Source organism: Lysinibacillus sp. fls2-241-R2A-57, from assembly GCF_030209535.1.
GTDB lineage: Bacteria > Bacillota > Bacilli > Bacillales_A > Planococcaceae > Lysinibacillus.
The window spans coordinates 1-19,828 of record NZ_JARVRU010000019.1; the positions used below are offsets into that span (position 1 = coordinate 1).

Annotated in this window: 24 protein-coding genes; 16 read left to right on the forward strand and 8 right to left on the reverse strand. The window is 37.4% G+C overall.

What is annotated here, in order from left to right; all coding sequences use genetic code 11:
* Window positions 1–260 precede the first annotated feature (260 nt).
* The 5 genes from QRN68_RS03700 (at window position 261) to QRN68_RS03720 (ending at window position 4,813) form a co-directional block, all read left to right on the forward strand.
* Entirely contained in the window at window positions 261–959 is a 699-nt protein-coding gene (locus QRN68_RS03700) for a response regulator transcription factor (protein ID WP_285395339.1), read from the forward strand.
* The gene (locus QRN68_RS03705; protein WP_285395341.1) at window positions 956–2,404 is read left to right on the forward strand and encodes a HAMP domain-containing sensor histidine kinase; all 1,449 of its coding nucleotides are present in this window, start codon (window positions 956–958) and stop codon (window positions 2,402–2,404) included. The genes QRN68_RS03700 and QRN68_RS03705 overlap by 4 nt, the downstream gene beginning before the upstream one ends.
* Window positions 2,404–3,471 carry a LolA family protein gene (locus tag QRN68_RS03710; protein WP_285395343.1) on the forward strand — a complete coding sequence of 356 codons (1,068 nt, stop codon included), beginning with the start codon at window positions 2,404–2,406 and terminating at the stop codon, window positions 3,469–3,471. The genes QRN68_RS03705 and QRN68_RS03710 overlap by 1 nt, the downstream gene beginning before the upstream one ends.
* A gap of 10 nt (window positions 3,472–3,481) precedes the next feature.
* A complete protein-coding gene (locus tag QRN68_RS03715) occupies window positions 3,482–3,703 on the forward strand; it encodes a hypothetical protein (protein ID WP_285395344.1) in 222 nt (73 codons plus the stop codon).
* Window positions 3,704–3,865: 162 nt separating this feature from the next.
* Window positions 3,866–4,813, forward strand: coding sequence for an MBL fold metallo-hydrolase (locus QRN68_RS03720; RefSeq protein ID WP_285395345.1), 948 nt, complete (start codon window positions 3,866–3,868; stop codon window positions 4,811–4,813).
* 27 nt (window positions 4,814–4,840) lie between these two features.
* Here the strand turns inward: QRN68_RS03720 and QRN68_RS03725 are convergent, their stop codons facing one another.
* The 4 genes from QRN68_RS03725 to QRN68_RS03740 form a co-directional block, all read right to left on the reverse strand.
* A complete protein-coding gene (locus tag QRN68_RS03725; RefSeq protein WP_285395346.1) occupies window positions 4,841–5,170 on the reverse strand; it encodes a YrdB family protein in 330 nt (109 codons plus the stop codon).
* Between the two features lie 118 nt (window positions 5,171–5,288).
* Entirely contained in the window at window positions 5,289–5,480 is a 192-nt protein-coding gene (locus QRN68_RS03730) for a hypothetical protein (RefSeq protein ID WP_285395347.1), read from the reverse strand.
* A gap of 140 nt (window positions 5,481–5,620) precedes the next feature.
* A complete protein-coding gene (locus tag QRN68_RS03735) occupies window positions 5,621–5,974 on the reverse strand; it encodes a DUF4260 domain-containing protein (RefSeq protein WP_285395348.1) in 354 nt (117 codons plus the stop codon).
* The gene (locus QRN68_RS03740; RefSeq protein ID WP_285395349.1) at window positions 5,961–6,401 is read right to left on the reverse strand and encodes a MerR family transcriptional regulator; all 441 of its coding nucleotides are present in this window, start codon (window positions 6,399–6,401) and stop codon (window positions 5,961–5,963) included. Before QRN68_RS03740 ends, QRN68_RS03735 begins: the two co-directional genes overlap by 14 nt.
* Before the next feature lie 126 nt (window positions 6,402–6,527).
* On the opposite strand from QRN68_RS03740, the gene QRN68_RS03745 reads away from it, so the two are divergent.
* The 3 genes from QRN68_RS03745 to QRN68_RS03755 all read left to right on the forward strand — a co-directional run bounded on the left by QRN68_RS03745 (window position 6,528) and on the right by QRN68_RS03755 (window position 9,886).
* Complete coding sequence (locus QRN68_RS03745) at window positions 6,528–7,034, forward strand: sigma-70 family RNA polymerase sigma factor (RefSeq protein WP_285395350.1); 507 nt, start codon at window positions 6,528–6,530, stop codon at window positions 7,032–7,034.
* Window positions 7,027–8,229: a hypothetical protein gene (locus QRN68_RS03750; RefSeq protein ID WP_285395351.1), complete on the forward strand. Its 1,203-nt coding sequence runs from the start codon at window positions 7,027–7,029 to the stop codon at window positions 8,227–8,229. The genes QRN68_RS03745 and QRN68_RS03750 overlap by 8 nt, the downstream gene beginning before the upstream one ends.
* 208 nt (window positions 8,230–8,437) lie before the next feature.
* Complete coding sequence (locus QRN68_RS03755) at window positions 8,438–9,886, forward strand: tetratricopeptide repeat-containing diguanylate cyclase (protein ID WP_285395352.1); 1,449 nt, start codon at window positions 8,438–8,440, stop codon at window positions 9,884–9,886.
* A gap of 135 nt (window positions 9,887–10,021) precedes the next feature.
* Here the strand turns inward: QRN68_RS03755 and QRN68_RS03760 are convergent, their stop codons facing one another.
* Window positions 10,022–10,180: a hypothetical protein gene (locus tag QRN68_RS03760; RefSeq protein WP_285395353.1), complete on the reverse strand. Its 159-nt coding sequence runs from the start codon at window positions 10,178–10,180 to the stop codon at window positions 10,022–10,024.
* 318 nt (window positions 10,181–10,498) lie between these two features.
* Between QRN68_RS03760 and QRN68_RS03765 the strand changes: the two genes are divergently transcribed.
* The 4 genes from QRN68_RS03765 (at window position 10,499) to QRN68_RS03780 (ending at window position 12,537) form a co-directional block, all read left to right on the forward strand.
* Window positions 10,499–10,978 carry a DUF2975 domain-containing protein gene (locus QRN68_RS03765; RefSeq protein WP_285395354.1) on the forward strand — a complete coding sequence of 160 codons (480 nt, stop codon included), beginning with the start codon at window positions 10,499–10,501 and terminating at the stop codon, window positions 10,976–10,978.
* 10 nt (window positions 10,979–10,988) lie between these two features.
* Window positions 10,989–11,213, forward strand: a complete 225-nt coding sequence (locus QRN68_RS03770; RefSeq protein WP_285395355.1) for a helix-turn-helix domain-containing protein — start codon at window positions 10,989–10,991, stop codon at window positions 11,211–11,213.
* Window positions 11,214–11,366: 153 nt separating this feature from the next.
* On the forward strand, window positions 11,367–11,882 hold the full coding sequence (locus tag QRN68_RS03775) for a sigma-70 family RNA polymerase sigma factor (protein WP_285395356.1): 516 nt from the start codon (window positions 11,367–11,369) through the stop codon (window positions 11,880–11,882).
* Complete coding sequence (locus QRN68_RS03780; RefSeq protein ID WP_285395357.1) at window positions 11,869–12,537, forward strand: TIGR04104 family putative zinc finger protein; 669 nt, start codon at window positions 11,869–11,871, stop codon at window positions 12,535–12,537. Before QRN68_RS03775 ends, QRN68_RS03780 begins: the two co-directional genes overlap by 14 nt.
* A 336-nt stretch (window positions 12,538–12,873) precedes the next feature.
* Here QRN68_RS03780 and QRN68_RS03785 read toward each other — a convergent pair whose 3' ends face one another.
* Together QRN68_RS03785 and QRN68_RS03790 are read right to left on the reverse strand one after the other, a co-directional pair.
* On the reverse strand, window positions 12,874–13,836 hold the full coding sequence (locus tag QRN68_RS03785) for a DUF2167 domain-containing protein (RefSeq protein WP_285395358.1): 963 nt from the start codon (window positions 13,834–13,836) through the stop codon (window positions 12,874–12,876).
* 28 nt (window positions 13,837–13,864) lie between these two features.
* A complete protein-coding gene (locus tag QRN68_RS03790) occupies window positions 13,865–14,074 on the reverse strand; it encodes a hypothetical protein (protein WP_285395359.1) in 210 nt (69 codons plus the stop codon).
* Between the two features lie 725 nt (window positions 14,075–14,799).
* On the opposite strand from QRN68_RS03790, the gene QRN68_RS03795 reads away from it, so the two are divergent.
* From QRN68_RS03795 to QRN68_RS03805, 3 genes are all read left to right on the forward strand, one after another.
* A complete protein-coding gene (locus QRN68_RS03795) occupies window positions 14,800–14,946 on the forward strand; it encodes a hypothetical protein (protein ID WP_285395360.1) in 147 nt (48 codons plus the stop codon).
* Between the two features lie 198 nt (window positions 14,947–15,144).
* Window positions 15,145–15,702: a biotin transporter BioY gene (locus tag QRN68_RS03800; protein ID WP_285395361.1), complete on the forward strand. Its 558-nt coding sequence runs from the start codon at window positions 15,145–15,147 to the stop codon at window positions 15,700–15,702.
* A gap of 13 nt (window positions 15,703–15,715) precedes the next feature.
* A complete protein-coding gene (locus QRN68_RS03805; protein ID WP_285395362.1) occupies window positions 15,716–17,281 on the forward strand; it encodes an amidohydrolase in 1,566 nt (521 codons plus the stop codon).
* Window positions 17,282–17,360: 79 nt separating this feature from the next.
* Here QRN68_RS03805 and QRN68_RS03810 read toward each other — a convergent pair whose 3' ends face one another.
* Window positions 17,361–17,600 (reverse strand): hypothetical protein, encoded by a 240-nt coding sequence (locus QRN68_RS03810; RefSeq protein WP_285395363.1) that lies wholly within the window; start codon window positions 17,598–17,600, stop codon window positions 17,361–17,363.
* 257 nt (window positions 17,601–17,857) lie between these two features.
* Between QRN68_RS03810 and QRN68_RS03815 the strand changes: the two genes are divergently transcribed.
* Window positions 17,858–19,630 (forward strand): glycerophosphoryl diester phosphodiesterase membrane domain-containing protein, encoded by a 1,773-nt coding sequence (locus tag QRN68_RS03815; protein WP_285395364.1) that lies wholly within the window; start codon window positions 17,858–17,860, stop codon window positions 19,628–19,630.
* The last annotated feature ends 198 nt before the right edge of the window (window positions 19,631–19,828 follow it).

The window sequence follows — 19,828 nt, forward strand, 5'->3', positions numbered from 1 at the left end:
GACGGATAGAAAAGGTAAAGCGACGGATATACCGGTCAGACCGACGGAAAGAAATACAGGCGACGGAAAGATCGGTCAGACCGACGGATAGAAAAGGCAAAGCGACGGAAAGACAGCCCAGCCCGACGGATAGCTCGCTCGGCTCGACGGATATAAAAGGAGAATCGACGTATAGCCAGATCTATGGTAATTATAAAGAAAGTATAAAGTTCAGAAAAAATGTCTTTTTACATAGTAAGGTTAGTACAGGAGGAAAACAGATGAAAGAAAAGCTATTACTGATTGAGGATGATACGGCGATTGGACGTATTGTAAAGGACACGCTTGAACAAGAGGGTTATCAAGTTACTTGGGCAACAACAGGACTTGAAGGACTAGCTGATTTCCAAGCAGATTCGTTCGATTTAGTGTTAGTCGATTGGATGTTACCTGAGATGGATGGTCTTACGGTTTGTCAAAATATCCGCTGGGAAAGTGATGTACCAATTTTAATGATGAGTGCGCGTAAGGAAGAGGCAGATAAGGTTGAGGGCTTGCAGGGCGCTGATGATTATATAGCGAAACCGTTTAGTTTAGAGGAGTTAAAGGCGCGCGTAGCCTCACACTTACGTCGCTGGAAACGTTATACAAAAAAAGAAATCGCTGAAGATGTTACATCCTTTGCATACGGCTTAAAGATTGATTGGCAAAAGGAAACAGTGCGCCTTGATGATGAAGAGCTTGCTTTAACACAGAAGGAGTTTGCTGTATTAAAACTACTTACGAAAAATCCAAGTCAAACCTTTTCCAAAGAAGAGCTATATCAGCATATTTGGCAACAGGCAAGCGTAGTTGAAACACATACAGTCACAGTTCATATAAAGGCACTACGAGAAAAGCTAAAAGACCCAGTCAAAACCCCGTATTTTATACAGACAGTATGGGGCAAGGGCTACCGCTTTATTGGTGAACCGCTATGAAAATTAAAACTTGGTTACTCATCACTTTTTTCATCGTGATGATTTTACCGATAGCAGGTGCATATAGCCTTTATGTGTGGATTAACGCCTATTATCAAGATAAAAACGTTGCTGAGTATTTCGAAAAATTGACAGAGCTTAATCAGGTAAAATCGATTCTCGAAAATCCTGTACATTATAAGAAAAATGCGGATAGAAAAGGAATTGAAGCACTAACGAACGATCAGCTCGCTATCACACTTTACTCGAAATCTGGCTTTGTTTTGTATTCCTCAAATCCGTTGAGATTGGAATATGAATCTAGAGAGAGTGTTTTTAAAGGCTTATATGAATTAAAGCAAAACTACAATGCCTTTACTTATAAAGAACCAGTTTATCAAGATGGAGAATTGCTTGGGGTTTATAAAATTCAATTAGTTAGGACGGATTGGGTAAAAGGTGTAGAAAGTCGTTCTTGGCTTGTAATAGCGAGCTCTATACTATTATTTCTTCTAATTTATTTTGCATTAATGATGCTGCTTAACCGTAAATTAAATCGACCGTTACATGAACTGATGCGGCAAATGCGTGCTTTTGCAAAGGGGGAGCATGTGGAATCGAATTTAGTGGCAAGAAAAGATGAAATTGGTGAACTTGCTCAAACCTTTCTTGCGATGCAGGATGAAATAGAAACTGCTCGTACTCACTTAAAAGCTGAACAACAGCAAAAAGAGCTAATGATTGCAAGTATTTCCCATGATTTGAAAACACCCCTTACAGCTATTCAAGCATATGCTGAGTCTTTACAAAGCAAGGCATTATCAGAAGAACAGCAAGTCGAGTACCGACAGATTATTTTAACAAAGTCTGAAACGATGAAGCATATGTTAGATGATTTACTAATGTACACGTTACTGCAATCTACAAACTATAGTTTAGAACTTATTACAGTAGATGGGGAAGAATTTTTTGAAATGGCACTGTCGGATTATGAGCAGCTAAGTGAGAATCAAGGATTTACACTTGAAGTTACCTGTGACATAGAAGGGCTATATGCAGTGCATCCGAAGCAGCTTCAACGTGTGATCGACAATTTAATAAGTAATGCTTGGCGCTATGGAGAAATAAGTACAACGATAGGTTTAGCAGCCATAAATGCTGGGAAGTGTCCTATATGGTGCTTTGATTTTATGAAGCCAGCACTGGCAAAGCATGATGGTATGTATATTATTGTGCAAAATAGCGGGCAAGGTGTAAATAAAGAAAATATTGAGAAGTTATTTGAGCCAATGTACCAAGCTGATACGGCACGAACAAAGGCTGGGGAGCGAGGTACTGGACTAGGCTTAAATATTGCAAAACAAATAATAGAAAAGCATGGTGGGACAGTAGAGCTGATATCAAAAGAAGGCTATGGAACAGCTGTACTATGCTGGTTGCCACCATTTAAAGGAGAGATTTCATAATGAATTGGAAAAAATCATTACGTGCAGCAGGCTTAGTTGCCGCATTAACGTTTAGCTTAGTAGGTTGTAATACGGAGGGATCATATTCACCACAGGAAATTATTGATCATGCATTACAGGAAACGAAAGAACCACTTGCTTATTACGGTGAATACACAATGGATATGGGCGAGGCTGGTGGAAAAGCTCAAATCAAAGAGTGGACTAAAGATGGTAAACGACGTATTGAGACAACAGCAGAAAATGGTGAGCATAGCATCGCAGTCAACAATGGCTCACAGGTTATGATGTATGATGTTGTTAAAAATACTGTTCATAAAATAGATATTAGCAAAGGTGGGTTAGATGAATTCCCATCACAAAGAGATCAGTTAGAAATGCTATTTAACACAATTAAGGATACACATGATGTGAAAATTGCAGGAGAGGAGAAGATTGCTGGAAGAGATACGTATAAAATTGTAGCGAAAGCTAAAAAAGATGATACTTTAATAGGTGATATAGAAGTATGGGTTGATAAAAAAACATGGGTAATATTAAAAACAATAACGAATAGTGCCGGAAATAAAATGACAACAGAGTATACGAAACTTGATGACAGTGCAAAAATTGATGATGCACAATTTACAATTGATATTCCAAAGGATGCAAAAGTGGAAGATATAAGTGTACCTGAATCTGAGTCAGTAACACTGGATACAGTGAAAGAACAGCTTGGTGAATTTTTAATGGTGCCAGAAGAAAATGGACTAACTTTGGAAGGTATTTCATTAGATAAAGGGATAGAAGATCGTTCAGAGTATACCTTTAATTATTCAAAGAATGATCAGCAAGATATTTCAGTAGCAGTTTTTAAAGCAAATAGTAATGCTACTAAGGTGGAGCCTATTTTTGGTGAAAAAGAAATGGACATCCGAGGTCAAAAAGGTACTGTAATGGATGAGAAAAAATTCCGTAGTATTAGCTGGCAGGAAAACGGCTATCAATACACCATTTTTATTGGAGATTCTGAGTTAACAATTGAAGACCTTGCCACATATGCAAAACAAATGACCATCGTTAAGTGAGGTGAATTGTATGAAGAGAAATGAATTTATAAAATGTCTCGCATTGTTTTTATTTAGTACAGTTTTTTTATATGGTGTAGGCGAAACATATGACGTTTCATGGCTGCAATTTCATTTCTTAGGACAATACAATGACGAGGGGTTTTATTTTAGCTTTACTTCTTTAATCCCTATATTTGGAGGCATATTAATTGTTGCATTATATGAGACGATGATTAAGCGACTTATTTAATGTGAGGAATAAGAAAAGCGCGAGAAATCAACGTTTCTAAAATTGATTTCTCGCGCTTTTTAAGGTTTCGACCAGTTATGTCCCATTCACTTTCTTTTTTATCTTGATTCAACTTCAAATTTAAATGCTATAATATGTAAAAACTTTTAGGGAGAGTTGTGAATGGAATGTGAGATTGTAGAAACTGATTATTTTACTTTGCATGCTTTATGTGACGGAATATTTGCTGCGATTGCTAAGCCAGGTCAAGGTGCATGGAGTAATGCGGGAATAATTGATTTAGGTGAAGAGCTTCTTGTCTTTGACTCACTCAGTACTCCTTCTGCGGGGAGAGAATTAAGACGCCAAGCTGAAAGTTTAACGGGTAAGAAAGTAAAGTATTTGATTAACAGTCACTATCACGGAGATCACGTTTTTGGAAATCAAGAATTTTCAGATACAACGATTATTTCTACATATTTAACTGAGAAATTGTGTAATGAAAAAAATAAGGTTGAAGATTATGAGAAGGAAAAGAAGAACATGGATCATTACCTGCTTCAGCTTAAAAATCAAATCGATTCAACAGAAGATAACATTTTAAAAGCAAGCTTAATTAACCAATATCAAGAAATGTCGAAGGTGTTGGATGATTTATCCCAATTACAAATCGTTTTACCATCCCTGTTGTTTGAAGAAAAATTGACTATTTCTGGTGCAAATAGAACAGTGGAATTATATTGTTTTGGCGGAGGACATTCACCTAGTGATACATTTATGTACCTACCTAAAGAAAAAATAGCTTTTATGGGTGATTTGGCGACAGAGGATTTACATGTACCGATCTATAATCCTGAGGAATTTTTGACAATATTAAAGCGAATTAAACAAATCGATATAAATATAATTGTACCTGGTCATGGTCGCGTTGCTACTATGACTTTATGTGATACATTAATTGATTATTTATCTTTCATGATTCAACGTGCAAAAGAGGCTCTTCAAAACAAAATGTCACTTGAAGATTTTGTTTGTGAGTTTGATGTATCGAAGGAGTATAAGGAATGGAAGGGAGTAAACGGTATTAAAGCTAACCTTACAACGATATACACATGCCTTCATAAAAGCTAAAAATCCACTTTTGAAAACGTGGATTTTTTAGCGTTGATGAAATACGGACAACAGAATCTGATTAATGATAATTAGTATCGCAAATACATAAGCTAATTGAGTTCGTCCTGTAGCATACAGAGCTATGACTGCTAAAGAAAATATCCCTAATTCAAGAATAATATGTAAAATTCCATCTGCGGGTATCGCTGCTTTGGGTGAACCAAAAGTACCCCAAATAATTGCTACTAAAACAGGGGCTCCAATTCCAAGTAAAAGCTTGAAGAAAATGCCTTTCCCAGTTTGTAGTCCCCAATACCCGAGAGCCATTAACACACAAATCTCTAAGAGAAAGCGAAGAGCTAAATTCAATACCATATTAAACCTTCGAAAAATTGGCTTTTGAAAGGATGAACATAAACGCCGATAAAGTGAACAGAACTGCTGATAAGAATGCTCATCGCTGATAAAACGCCGACCATCGCTGATAAAAGAGTCAAAATCGCTGATAAAACCCCGAACATCGCTGATAAAACGCCGAACATCGCTGATAAACAGTCAGAATCGCTGATAAACCATCGAACATCGCTGATAAAAGAGTCAAAATCGCTGATAAAACGCCGACCCCCGCTGATAAAAGAGCCAGAATCGCTGATAAAACGCCGACCATCGCTGATAAAAGAGTCAAAATCGCTGATAAAACGCCGAACATCGCTGATAAACAGTCAGAATCGCTGATAAACCATCGAACATCGCTGATAAAACCCCGCCCATCGCTGATAAAAGAGTCAAAATCGCTGATAAAAAGCCAACCCCGCCGATACGACCTTAAGCTATTTGCTGTAAATGAGTTTTCTTGAAGGCTTCATCATATTTTAATCCATAGCCTAGTGCACGATCTAAAAATATATGGGCTAGCCAAATAATAGAAGCCATTAGAAGCGGTGTCGATACAGTAACAAAGCCTATAATCAAGAGAATTACTGGGACAACTAAACTATGGCCAATATTGTAGAATAATGCGCCGACTTTCGTGTTGACAATATAGCCTAGCATGCTTATATCAGGTAGTAATAAAAACAATACAAAATAAAGGAACGAAAATTCGAAATGCCAGTAGAAAAATACACTTCCTAAAAATGCTATTAAATATTCCAATGAGATAATTTTACGTAGTTTCATGATGACCACGACCTTCCTGTAATTTGTTATACATATCCTCGATAAGTGAGCCAATGACCATTTTATTTTCCGCATATTTTCCTTCAGCCATTAATGTTTGAGTGATCTGTAAGGATTGGAGTGCCTGCTGATAAAAAAGTAACTGCTGTTCAATGTGAGTGATCTTTGCAGAGAATAGCTGAACCGTTTCTTGATTGCATGAATCTGAAACAGGCATTTGTTCTAGTGTAAGTAGTTGTTTGATTTCTTGTAATGTGAAGCCGAGCTGTCTTAATACTAAAATAAATTTAATAGTATGTTCACAAGTGACATCGTACACTCGATAGCCATTGTCCTGTTTATTTGGATGTAGTAATCCTTCTTTTTCATAGTAACGCACTGTATCAGTAGATAAATTATATTTAGCTGCAAACTGTTTGATATGCATGTGAGCACCTCCTGAATTTATCCTAACATTGGAGTATGCTCCAAGGTCAATATGATTTATTAAAATTTTTCGGAAATATGTGAAACGGTCATTTATTGGCAGTCGTTTATAGTGTAAGAGGGGGAGGTGGAAGGCATACTTGAGAAAATTATGGATGAACATGCAGAGCATTTATTGCGTCTTGCCTATTTTTACGTGAAAAATAGGCACGCGGCAGAGGATATCGTGCAGGAGGTTTTTATAAAATTTTCTCAGCATGATTATGAGGAACGCGGACAGCTACGTGCTTATTTATCGACGTTAACGATTAATAAAAGCAAGGATTATTTAAAAAGCTGGCATTATAAAAAATTAATTTTACAAGAGAAAATATTTCCGGTGAAGGCTAATAAACAGCGCGATGCACTGATTGAAGCGGAGGAAAGATCACATATTGGGGCAGCTATCTTAAAACTGCCATTATTATATAGAGAGCCAATAATTCTTTACTACTATGAAGAAATGAAAATTGCCGACATAGCACAGGTTCTAGGTATTGCAGAAAACACTGTTAAAACAAGGCTTCGAAGGGCAAGAGAAGCCCTAAAGTCTCATCTAAAGCAGGAGGAATGGGAGGTGCTTGGACATGAATGAATGGCAAAAAGAATTGGTGAAAGTTGCAGGAGATATGGTAGCGAGTAAAGAACGTGTTAAAAAACGTGTCTTTCAGCAGCATGATATTAAACCGAAAAAACCCATTCGTTTCGCGTTATTAACGACGATTGTGACGTTATGCTTCTTTGGATTTATCATAGTGCAACTATTGAATAAAGAAACGAAACAATCGGCAAACTTGTTTAACGATACACAGCTTGCACATTTTGAAAATACTATGCGCATCTATTGGGGCGAACAAGACGAGGAGTTTTATACAGAAGAGGCTTATGAAAAATACAAGAAGCTAATGGCCACTTATTATTATGCACAGTCACTAGGTCTTCAATATTCTGAGGCAGAGTTAGAGGCTACGAGGAAGGAGCACTATGACAATCTTGCGATGCTAAAACAATTACCTGAATACGCTGATCTTTTTAAAGAGAAGGGAATCAAAAAATATTTTAAGACGTATATTGAGCCACTGTTACCGATGTATACAGCTAAAAAAAAGCTTGGTACCTTTTATTTAGATAAATATCCAACTTTTCCGAACGGTTTGGTACAACAAATTGCCGCCGAAGATGCACTCCGTTATTTTAATAAGCATTTTGCAGAGCAGGCAAAAGCGTTTCAGGAGCAACAAGGAATTAAGAATAGTTCAAGTAGTTCACATGGAATTATGTATATAGGTACAGTCATAAAAGTAGAATCCAATGCCTTTCTATTTGTTGAAGGAGCTATTCCAGAAGACTTAGAAATACTTACTCAAGCACAAATTATGAAAAAATATCAAAATGCTACTTGGTATCCGGTATTAGATGATTTTCCCGTTAAGAAAGGCGATTATGTCCGTTTAGATTCAAAAAGCAATGAATCAATTGAAGAAGGTGGAAAAGTCACACACTACGGCTCATTAAACAATGTGGAGATTTTTGATCCAACAGTTACTACTAAGCTCAACATCCAAAATGAACAGGAAGTCATTCAATTCTTTCATCAAACGGAGTGGCAGCCCCCAGAAGATATGAAAGACCCTCCAGATTATACATTTATGCTAGAGGGAGTACGTGTAGATGTCTGGAATAGTTACGGTCAATCACTATATGTGCATAAGCTGGAATACGGTGCTGTACATTTTAGTCAAAAAAAATCACAAGAGTTAAAGGCGATATTAGGTATTGAAGAATCTTAACAAGTCTCTATTAGAAGAGGCTTGTTTTTGTTAGCAAACTATAGTAATTGTACAGATTGAATAAAATTATTAGGATAAATTAATCATTAAATGTTATTATTAGGTAAAATTTGCTCAGTAATTTGAAAAAAATGAGCCTGAAGAATTGTAATATATTACACATGAAGATAGTATTAAAGAAGTGAGGGGTAATATAAGGAGGGGCGGTATGAACACACAAGAATTTGAAGAATTATGGATTACGCTAAATGAATTATATAACGCAAATCGCTTTTTAGAATATATAGAATTAAGTAGTACTGCAATAGAAAGTGCCATTGCGCTTGGTATGTATAAAAAAGCAATCCTTTTATTACGTTATCGCTGTGCAAGCTATTTTCAAACAGGTGATTTACAAGTTTCCATTAGTGTGCTTGAGCAATATCGTGAATTAACCTTTCAATATGGTGATGATATCGATTTAATCCATCATTATATTTTAGCGTCCATTTACTGGGGGACATTTGGTCATTTAAAGAAATCAGAAGAAATTATGATCAAGGGACTAAATATTGCTGAGCGTATTCAGCATATAGAAAGCATGGGGAAAATTTATAATAATTTAAGTGATTTAGAAATTTCATTGGGAAGTTATCATAAGGCAAAAGAGTTTGCTTTAAAGAGCCTATACTACGCTAATGCTTTTGAGAGGAAGTATGACAATCCTTATACAGGAATTATTCATCCCAAAACAAACTTAGCTGTTGCACAAATTTGGTTAGGGGAATTTGATGAAGCAAATGAAATATTGCAAGAGCTGCTGAAGACGGTTCAGAAACCACCATATTCCAAGGTGCAATTGGAGGTTATGAATGCATATGCTTTGTTTTGTGAAAAACAAGGACGCATTGGCGAGGCAATAGATTGGTATCAAAAGTCGAAGCACTATGCTTTACAAAATAATGATTTATCTTTGCTTCAAACCATCTACAATTCTTTAGTGAAACTAATAGAAGAGCAAGGTAACAAAATTGTCTTATGTTCGATACAAAAGGAATATATAAATATTTTACTGGAAATCCAGAGGGAAAATTATACGCATGTGTTATTTGAGATGGAATACAATGACCAGAAGAAGCAATTAGAAAAAACTTCTTATATTGATCCTTTAACGAATATTTATAATCGTCGTTATTTTGATGAGAAGGCAGAGAAAATGGTAGGAAAAGCTTTAACAGAAAATCAGCAATTAGCGCTATTGATGATTGATTTAGACCATTTTAAAACAATTAATGATACAAATGGTCATTTATTTGGGGATGATGCATTGACGATTACTGCAACTACATTAAAGGAATTTTTTCATCGGTTTGAATCGATTGTCGCCCGCTTTGGAGGAGATGAGTTTATTGTCCTTATCCAATTAAAGGAGGGCGAAGCTGTTCAAACGATGGCGGAAAATCTCTATCAAACATTAACTCCTCTGTTCTTAACAATGAATGATGAGGTCGTTCATTTGGAATTCAGCATTGGCGTAAGTACAAATAAAATAGGGCACATTACAGAAGTTGAGGAACTAATTCAAAATGCGGATCAAGCACTCTATACGTCAAAGCGTAATGGACGAAACCAAATAACAATCTATAACCATTATAGTGAAGTGGGAAATAGTAGATAATAGAAAAGGGGCATGCCTAATGTGGTGCTGAACCCCAAAAGTTAGACTTAATTTGGAGAGAAGAAAACTCTCCATTTTTTTCTGTGAAAAAAACTTTTCATTATTGGATTGGGAGTTCGGAAACTCATGAAATTTTTATTTAATTATTTCGATGACTGCATCAAAATATTGCTCCATAAAACTAACTTGCTCCCAAATTTCCTCAACTGAAAATTCTTCATTTGGTAAACCATATGCCATGTAAATAAGTTGATCTTCGTTCCCACTGAGCGACTCCTTGGGGATTAGCGTCACAGAAGTGACCCTGCACGGAGCGAATGTTTTCCATGCGAAAGCGTAGTGTAAAGTAGTGGTAGCAACGATGTTTTATCTGCGCGAAAACGAAGTGTCAGCGGCAACGAAGCGGCTCGACGCTCGCCGTAAGAAAGCGAGTAGCCCGTAGTGGAAATCAGAGCCTTCAAATTAATTAGGGCTGATAAAAATGGTTAATCGATACACTTGATGAAATTTATGCAAACGATAATAATATCGTTAAAATGAATAAAAGATTATTGTGAAACGATAAATACTGTGTTAAGTTCTAATTGACAATAAATAGATGAGGTGCTTTTTATGAAACGAGAAACACTCTTTTTAAAGATTGCTGTTTTTCTTATAGGAATTCCGGTTCTTGCTTTGTGTATATTTTGGTTGCCTTGGTTCTCTATTAAAGCAGCAGAGCATTATCCAAAGTTAGCTTATTTACAATATCCCACTTTAATTGGTGTATATGTAACAGCGATAGTGTTTTTCGTAGCCTTATATATGGCTTTAAGACTTTTAAGCTATATTGACAAGAATGAAGCTTTTTCGGATTTGTCTGTTAGAGCTTTAAAAAATATAAAATATTGTGCAATCATTATCAGTAGCATGTATGTGATAGGCATGCCTCTATTTTATCTCATGGCGGATATAGACGACGCTCCGGGTATTATTGTAATCGGAATGGTCATTATTTTTGCTTCGTTTGTAATTGCAGTCTTTGCTGCAGTTCTTCAAAAGCTCTTGAAAAATGCCATAGATATAAAATCAGAAAATGATTTAACGGTCTGAGGTGAATAATATGGCAATGATAATTAATATTGATGTGATGCTAGCTAAAAGGAAAATGAGCGTAACAGAGCTTTCGGAGAAGGTTGGAATTACGATGGCTAATCTTTCTATTTTGAAGAATGGAAAAGCAAAAGCGATTCGTTTTTCAACTTTAGAGGCAATTTGCGAGGCATTAGAATGTCAGCCAGGAGATATTTTGGAATACAAAAGAAACGAAGATACTCAAGGATTATAAAATTGGATTGAAAAACCTAGTTAAGAATCTGCTTTATTTCAGCGAATTGTCGTTGGAATTTTGCAGATTCTTTTCTTTAAAAAATTTTTTTAAAAAATGAATCGGAAATGAAGTGACGTCCGTCAGTAGTTTAGAAAGAAGGTGAGGACAACAATGAATATCGAAAAAATTATTGCTGAGCACGGTGACTATTTACTAAAGGTTGCTTATTTATATGTGAAAAATGAAGCAACAGCTGAGGACATTGTGCAGGATGTGTTTATCGCCTTTTATCAAAAGCAGGAACAATTTCGGCAAGAATCATCATTACGTACATATTTAGTAAAAATGACGGTCAATCGAAGCCATGATTATTTGCGAAGCTGGAAAAGCAAACGGCTGGCACTATTTGAAAAAATAACAGGACGTACGACAGCAGTTACACCTGAAAAAGAATTTCTTGCAAAGTCCACAAAACAAGAGCTTGTGGAAGCTTTGTTTACATTATCTATGGCATACAGAGAAGTCCTTATTCTCTATTATTTTGAGGATATGACAACAGTGGAAATTGCACAGCTCGTGTGTTGTCCGGAAGCAACAGTACGCACTAGATTACAACGTGCTAGAAAACAGCTTGCAGTAGCTATCGGTGACTATGATTGGGAGGTGTTACGCCATGAATCAATTTAAAGAAGATGTGCTAAAAGAACTTCAAGATGTAAAACTCTCAGAAGAGCGAAAACAAATGATTGCACAAAAAGCTCGTAGTAAAAGTGAGCGAAGAAAAAGTAATCCGTGGCAATACCGTGTAGTGCTTGCAACGTTTACGATTTTTGTGATTGGTTTTAGTTATTTATTATCGCAGAATAAAGACCAACATACAGGAAGTCATCAGGCTGCGAGCTTAAAACAAGAAGCGGATACATGGAGTATTTGGACATTTTTACAATACGATTTAGTAAAAGGTATATTGCTTTTTAGCTTTTTGGTAGGGATTTCCTTTATTATTAAACGTGTGTTAATCAAAAAGGGATATGGCCTACCGGTGTGTATTGAGTGTGGCGAAACATGGTCAGTGAAGCAATCTCGAAAAATGTACCGGAAAAATGGACAACTCGAATGTCCTTATTGTGGAAAAAAACAATATCGCACAAGAAAATCTATTAACATGGGTGGTATTTTAACATTTCCTATTCCTCTTATGGTTTTTATGCATATAGTTTTTGATAATATTTCAATCGGGACAATTTTCTTTTTAGCTGGTGCTTTTATTTATTATCGACTACTAGCACCATATGTATTTGATTTACAAGAAGATGACCCTATGAACGATCCGCTTTGGTAATTATTTTACTGCCGCACTCATTGTCATGTTCCTGGCAGTTACAGCTCTTCTTCATTTCGAATTATCCAAACGTTATCGCAGTGGACCGTACAGGAACGACGCGAATCGGCAAATACGTGCTGAAACACTCGTTCATGCTTCAAGTGTTAATCGCAACCGGATTCGGACTTGCGCAGCTTATATTTATAAGACTCTTCTTTAAATGAAAAAACGATATGAAAAGCCCCTCCTAATCACTCGGCTATCGAGCGATCAAGAGGGGTTTTGATTATTGAGATTTTTCGGACAATTTGATAACCACATCTGCGAAACGTTTAGCAGTTATTCCTCTGCCAATTAAACTTTCTGCTTGTCAATCTCCTTGTTTTCGTCTTGTGACGGTTGTTCCGATTGTGCAGGTTGCTCCGGTTGCTCTGATTGTGTCGGTTGTTCCTCCGACTGCGCTTTCTTCAATCCGATTCTTCTGCGAACAAATCCCCAAATCGCGCCGCCAGCTATCACAATCACGATACCAAACTTCTTCAATAGAGGGATGAGCACAGCAAACAAACCTGCTTTTTTAGCAACCGCCAGACCCGCGCCTCCGAGAATTAATCCAGTCAATCCGAATTCAGCTTCTTTATCGGTTTTGCTGTCAAAATCCTCATATCGTTGGCCCTGCTTTAGGTTAAACTGCGACAGGATCTTGTTGTTAAACACTATACGGTCCGCCTGCAAATTCGCCGGATCTGAGACGAGTATCGCCGAGATATAGCCTTCGCGCGTTAGAAGGCGCACATTGTAGTTAATAACACCGTTGTCCTGATAATCATGTGCCAATAATGACCACGATAAACTGTGTAAGTCGTTGTCGTAGAACGGAGCGACATCCCATTCATCAACGAATAACTGATTTTCAGGACTGAGATCTTTATTCATTTCTTCCGTGCCTTTTTTGTAGCTTTCCAGCAAGGCGTCAGCATCGATTTCCGTTTTCTCGTCATCTTTTATATGCCCAGATTCAGAATATTCGAAATAAACTGCCCAAGTCTGTTTTTCATCCTTTGGGAAAACCACACCGATTTCTGATCCGTTCGCTTCCATTCCGTTCTGCGTTAAGTACTTTTTTGTATTTTCTTCATCAAGAAAAATAAATTCGTTGCCTAACTGCAGTTCCGCTAAATTGGTTCCCACGTCGACTTTCTGTCCACCTTCTACCCAATTCAACGTCTCTTCGGCGAATGCGGGAGCCGCACACACCGTCATAATAAAAGTCATAATAGTTACTGATTTTAATAGTTTTGCAATCCAAGATTTCAAAAATAGCTTCCTCCCAAACCATGTGTTCTTACGCAGCGGACGACTTGTCCTTCTTTCCTTTAAATAAATGAATGCCTAATAGGACGGCGCCGATACATGCAAGAGCAATTTCGGCAATGGTTTCGCCTCCGCCAAAAATTTTGCCAAAAACGGTAAATACTTTGAATTGTAGACCGAAATACGGCAGTATGAATGCACCTAACCCTAAAATTAAAAACAAGATACCAACACTTTTCATAAATAACCTCCTTAATAATGGAAAAATACTTCTGTAGATTATCATATAAGCCAAAATGTGGCAACCTATATTTTTCTGGAAATTAAAACATTCTGGTACAATTTCTGCCGCTTGCTCGCTTGTGTTGGGGGCTAAATTACCCATTCTTCATTTTTTTGGATACGGGCCTTTTTCAGAACACTTCCAATCTTAATGGACTAATTGTGGTCAAAAAACTAACGTAAATTGCAGATCGTTGACGATTCGTACATTCAATATGCATATGCGACTAATCATATTACACTATTTTGGGACATCACCAAAAGTTGTGGATGACATTTGTTAATTATAGGTTGATCTTCTTTCCGACCGGACGCCCCTAAGAAAGCGCCCAGTCGAACGGAAATAAATTACACGCTATGGTGATGAGCCATTATTTTTTGATAACCTTTAATTGGAATTGATTTTATATGGTTCGTGAGATTTTCTTGTTTCATCAAATAATAGGTGTGTTGATTAGGAAAAAATAGGATTATTATTGAGCTACATATAAGGGTTTTTTAGTTGTTGTTTTGCTAATGTATTCCAATTTTAACTGATTGTAGCGTAGGGCTACTTGAGTGCTCCGGTCGCTTTGCTTTCGTTGCAGAGCAAAGCTTCCAGCGGGAAAGCGAGACAGACGAGACCCTGCATGGAGCGAATGTTTTCTGTGCGAATGCGAAGCGACAGCAACAACTGTTTTATCTGTGCGAAAGCGTAGCGACAGCAACAACGAATGTTTTGTGTGCGAATGCGTAATGCAACGTAGCGGCATCGACATCAGCGGAGAAAGCGGCTCGACGCACGCACGCAGCGGAAATCAACCACACGTTTTGGTGAAGATCCACATCTGATCAAATAACCCTTTATTTGTTTGAATTATAAGTTGACGATTCTATAAATACACCACTTTGGTAATGGCCTTTATGAAAAGAAATTGCTAGTTTACTATAGCAATATTTCAAAATAGATTGACAACAGTTATCATTTGCTTTATCGTTGTGTTAACTTATTTATACGTGGAGTTAACGCACAAAGGGAGGCAATTTAGTTTGAAAAAGAGTAGTACATATAATTATGTGTTGGCGGCATTTGGTGCAGCGATTATCGCAGTGTTAGCACAAGTGAGCATTCCATTACCATTTTCACCTGTACCGATTACAGGACAAACATTAGCAGTAGGCTTAATCGTTACGATTTTAGGGACAAGACTTGGTACGTTTTCAGTACTGATATATATTTTACTTGGCGCAGTAGGTCTTCCTGTATTTAGTGGTATGTCGGGAGGATTTGCAATTTTGGTTGGCCCAACAGGTGGCTATATTGTTGGCTTCCTAGTTACAGCAATCATTATGGGCTTATACTTAGATAAATTTGGCATTACGATCTTCCACGCTATTATTGCTAACCTGATTGGGATGGTTGTGACATTAGCATTTGGAACGGTTTGGTTAAAAGTTGTAGGAGACTTAAGTTGGACAGCAGCATTTATGGGCGGCGTGGCACCATTTATCGTTGTTGGTATTTTAAAAGCTGTTCTAGCAGCATGGGTTGGCGTAATTGTTCGTCGACGTTTAGAAAGTGCACATTTAATAGAAGCGATTGCATAGGAGGAGAATTGTTTTGGCAACGTTATGGACAGGTGGAACAATTTACACGATGGCGCAAGTTGGCGAAACAGTTGAAGCAGTCCTTGTAGAAGATGGGAAAATTGTGGCGACAGGCTCAGTAGATAGCTTGTCGCCACTTGCTGCTTCTATTCAAGATTTACAAGGGAATGTGATGTACCCAGGCTTTGTCGATAGTCATTTACATATTATTGGCTATGGGGAAAAATTAAAGCATATTGATGTATCGAACGTCCAAAGTAAGGACGAGCTACTAGCAATTATTCGTGAACGGATGATTGAAGTTCACGCGAATGAATGGGTGATCGCAATAGGGCTTAATGAGACACAATTTGAAGATCCTATTTTCCCAACATTGTCGGAGCTTGATGCTCTGGGTGAAGCACATCTCATTATTAAACGAAGTTGTCACCATTTAATCTTAGCTAATTCTAAGGCATTAGCATTTGCAGGCATAACAAATGATACCCCTTCACCAGAGGGAGGCGTGATTGATAAGGTGGATGGACGTCTAACAGGTGTATTAAAGGATGCTGCCTTGTATTTGATTGTTAACCACATGCCACATATTACGCCTGAATATATTGAGGATGCGCTTGAGAAAGCAGTAGTATCGCTGCAATCATTCGGTTTAGTAGGTGGTCATTCTGAAGATTTAAGCTATTACGGGCCACCGATTCAACCAATAAATGCTTTTCAAAAGATTGTCGAGGTACAGCAATCATTTAAAGTTCATTTATTACAACATCATACGGTATTTGAGGAAGTTGCGAACATGCAAGAAACATCTTCTCCCTATTTAGAATTTGGTGCAATGAAGATCTTTATCGACGGTGCCTTTGGGGGACGTACTGCTGCCTTACGTGAACCGTATTGTGATGAGCTAGACAATTGCGGTATGCTTGTACATTCAACAGAGCAATTAAAGGAATATGTTCAACTTGCTCGTCAGCATGAACAAACAGTAGCGGTGCATGCCATTGGAGATTTAGCCATCGAAACGATTTTAGAAGTATTTGCAGCCTATCCACCACGTGAGGGTCAATTAGATCGTGTTATTCATTGTAGTTTAGTTGATGAAGGTATATTAGAAAAACTTGCATCACTACCAATTGCAGTGGATATGCAACCGCAGTTTGTGCAGGGAGAATATGCAGCAGAACTAGCTAGACTAGGGAAGGAACGAGCACAAGGCTTGCACCCGTTAAAATCGCTGCTTGATCGTGAGCTAGTTGTTGCAGGTGGCAGCGATGCCCCGATTGAAGTGCCAAATCCTTTGTACGGCATCTATTCTGCAGTGACTAGAAGAAATTTTGGAGAGCTGCATGATGGCTACAATCCACAGGAGAAAGTTTCACGCTTTGAAGCAGTAAAGCTCTATACCGTAGGAGCTGCACAAATAATAGCGCAAGACCATATTCGAGGTAAGATTGAAAAGGACTATGCAGCAGACTTCACGGTTCTAGAGGAAGATCTTTTTACAATAGATATCGAAAACATTCCACAAGTTAAAGTAACATATACGGTTGTTGATGGCCGAATCGTTTATAAATCGCTGTAAAGAATAAACTTTACAGCGGTTTTTTTTGTGATTCCACAAAAAGAGAGGGATAGGCTGTAATGATACCTTCCCCCGTGTTTTAGGATCTACTGTCTTTCTGCCCGTTAATGCGGGATAAATCTTTCACTTGTTGCTCTAGACTTTTAACTCGTGATGATAAATCATCTACTTTTTGCTGAAGTGTTTGCTGTGGAGGCAAGGGAGCTGTAGACTTCATTTTTTTAATCATATTAATCATCACGAAAAATATGATGAAGAAAATAACAAGAAATACGGTTGTACTAATGATATCTCCGAAGTTAAAAATTATTTGACTCATAAATATTTGGCCCCTTCAAATTGTAGCGATACTATTATTTACTGAGTTCCATATTAAAAAGTTTCAAGAAAATATTTTTAAACATCATAAATACACAAATCTTATTATTTTTCCTCGCATATTATATGGGACAAACTGTATTTATAGTGCTGAAGGTAATTTGAATCAAACGGCTTAACATATCATAAAGGAAGAGCTTATAAAAAATGCAAACATGTTTAAGATAGGGTATACGATAGTTTGACTGGGGTGAGTGAATGCATAAAGCGGGACAAGTAATGCGACAAGCCATCTACAATATTTATATATATCGCATTGATTATCTACAGGTCTTTGCACTGATGAGGTTATTTCAGTTTTTATTAATGATGCCGGTGACAACTATCGTATTGAAGCTAATGCTAAAAGTAACAGGCTATACACATATTACTGAGCAAAATATTCAAAGCTTTTTTGCGCATCCTTTTGTCATCTCTATGATCATTCTTTTAATCATGATTATTTTGTTATTTATTTATTATGAAATGGGCTTTCTTTTTTTAATGGCCTTTCACCAACAAAAGGGTATTCGTTATCGATTTTTACACATATGGAAGCAGCTCAACCGTAAAGTCATTTCTTTTTTTAGTGTGCAAGTTCTTTTTTTAGTTGTCTATATTGCTTTATTACTACCATTAGCATCATTTATGTTACCGCTAACGTTAACTCAAATAATCACTCTTCCACATTTTTTAACAGATGAAATTATGAGCAGTCTCTCTGGCAGGCTACTCTATGCTGCTGTTGTGAGTATTTTTGTAATAATAGGTATTCGTAGTATTTTGACATTGCCGATTTTTATAATCCAACCGAAGATATCTATAATTCGTTCATTAAAACAAAGCTGGCATTTTTCAAGACGTGGCCTGATTGTACTGCTTGTAGTGTTTGGCATGCTTTTAGCAGGTCATTTACTCGTAATGCTAGGAATTATGGTTATAAGCACCTCGCCGCTCTATCTGTTAGAGCGTTTTATGCCAAGTGCAGCACTTGTTACAGCAGGGATGACGCTTGCTTTTTTAGAAATGGTCTTCGTGGTGCTACTTAGTTTACTACAAGCAACATTTTCACAAGTAATGGTAGCTATTACTTATAATACAACTGTTTTAGGTAAGTTAAAGTTTACACCGAAGTATAAAAAAAGGCGCTATAAGCCATTGTCTTTCATTATTTTGATTATATTCATCGTATTAAGTTTCATGAACACTATTTCGCTTGAGAAAAGCGTCTATGCACCAAATACAAAAATTATTGCTCATCGGGGCTATACGGCTGGTAATGTTGAAAATACGATTAGTGGTCTTGTAAGTGCAGCGAGTGCTGGAGCAGATTTAATCGAGGTTGATATTCAGCAAACAGCTGATGGAGAATTCGTTGTTTTCCACGATCGAACATTAAGAAGATTGACAGGTAAAAATGGGGTCATAGCCAATATGACGCTCGGAGAATTAAAGACGCTGACGATTCACGCAAATGGCTTTAACGATAAAATTTCATCATTAGATGATTTTATTGAAGTAGCAAAGGCTCTCGACGTTGCCTTGCTGATTGAATTGAAAGTTCATGGGAAAGAAACGGAAGATGTATTGCCCAAGTTAGTAGAAAAGCTAAAAACTTATAAGGTACTCGATACGTACTATGTGCAGTCTTCAGATCTACAAATGATGGCACAACTAAAAAAATTGGCGCCGAACTTACGTGTTGGCATTGTCTATGCATTAAATATCGGACCTATCGTTGAAACTGTAGATTTTATTTCACTTGAGGAATCTTGGATAACAGATCAGCTAATCGCAGAGCTGAAGCAACAAAAAATTGATTTGTTTGTATGGACATTGAATAAAGATCATTCACTACAAGAATTTATCGAGAAAAATGTCAATGGCGTCATAACCGATGACCCAGATGTAGCCCTGGATATACGAACAAAGCAAAGTGAACAACAATACTTTTTAAAGCGTGTACTCAATCGACTGCAATTTATATTTTAATTCTTTATAGTTAGGAGGAGAATACCCGCGGAGGCGAGGTAAATACCCGCGCGGAGGAAGAGAATACCCGCGGAAGCGAGGTAAATACCCGCGCGGAGGAGGAGAATACCCGCGGAAGCGAAGGAAATGTCCGCGCGGAGAGGATACCCGCGGAAGCGAGGTAAATACCCGCGCGGAGGAGGAGAATACCCGCGGAAG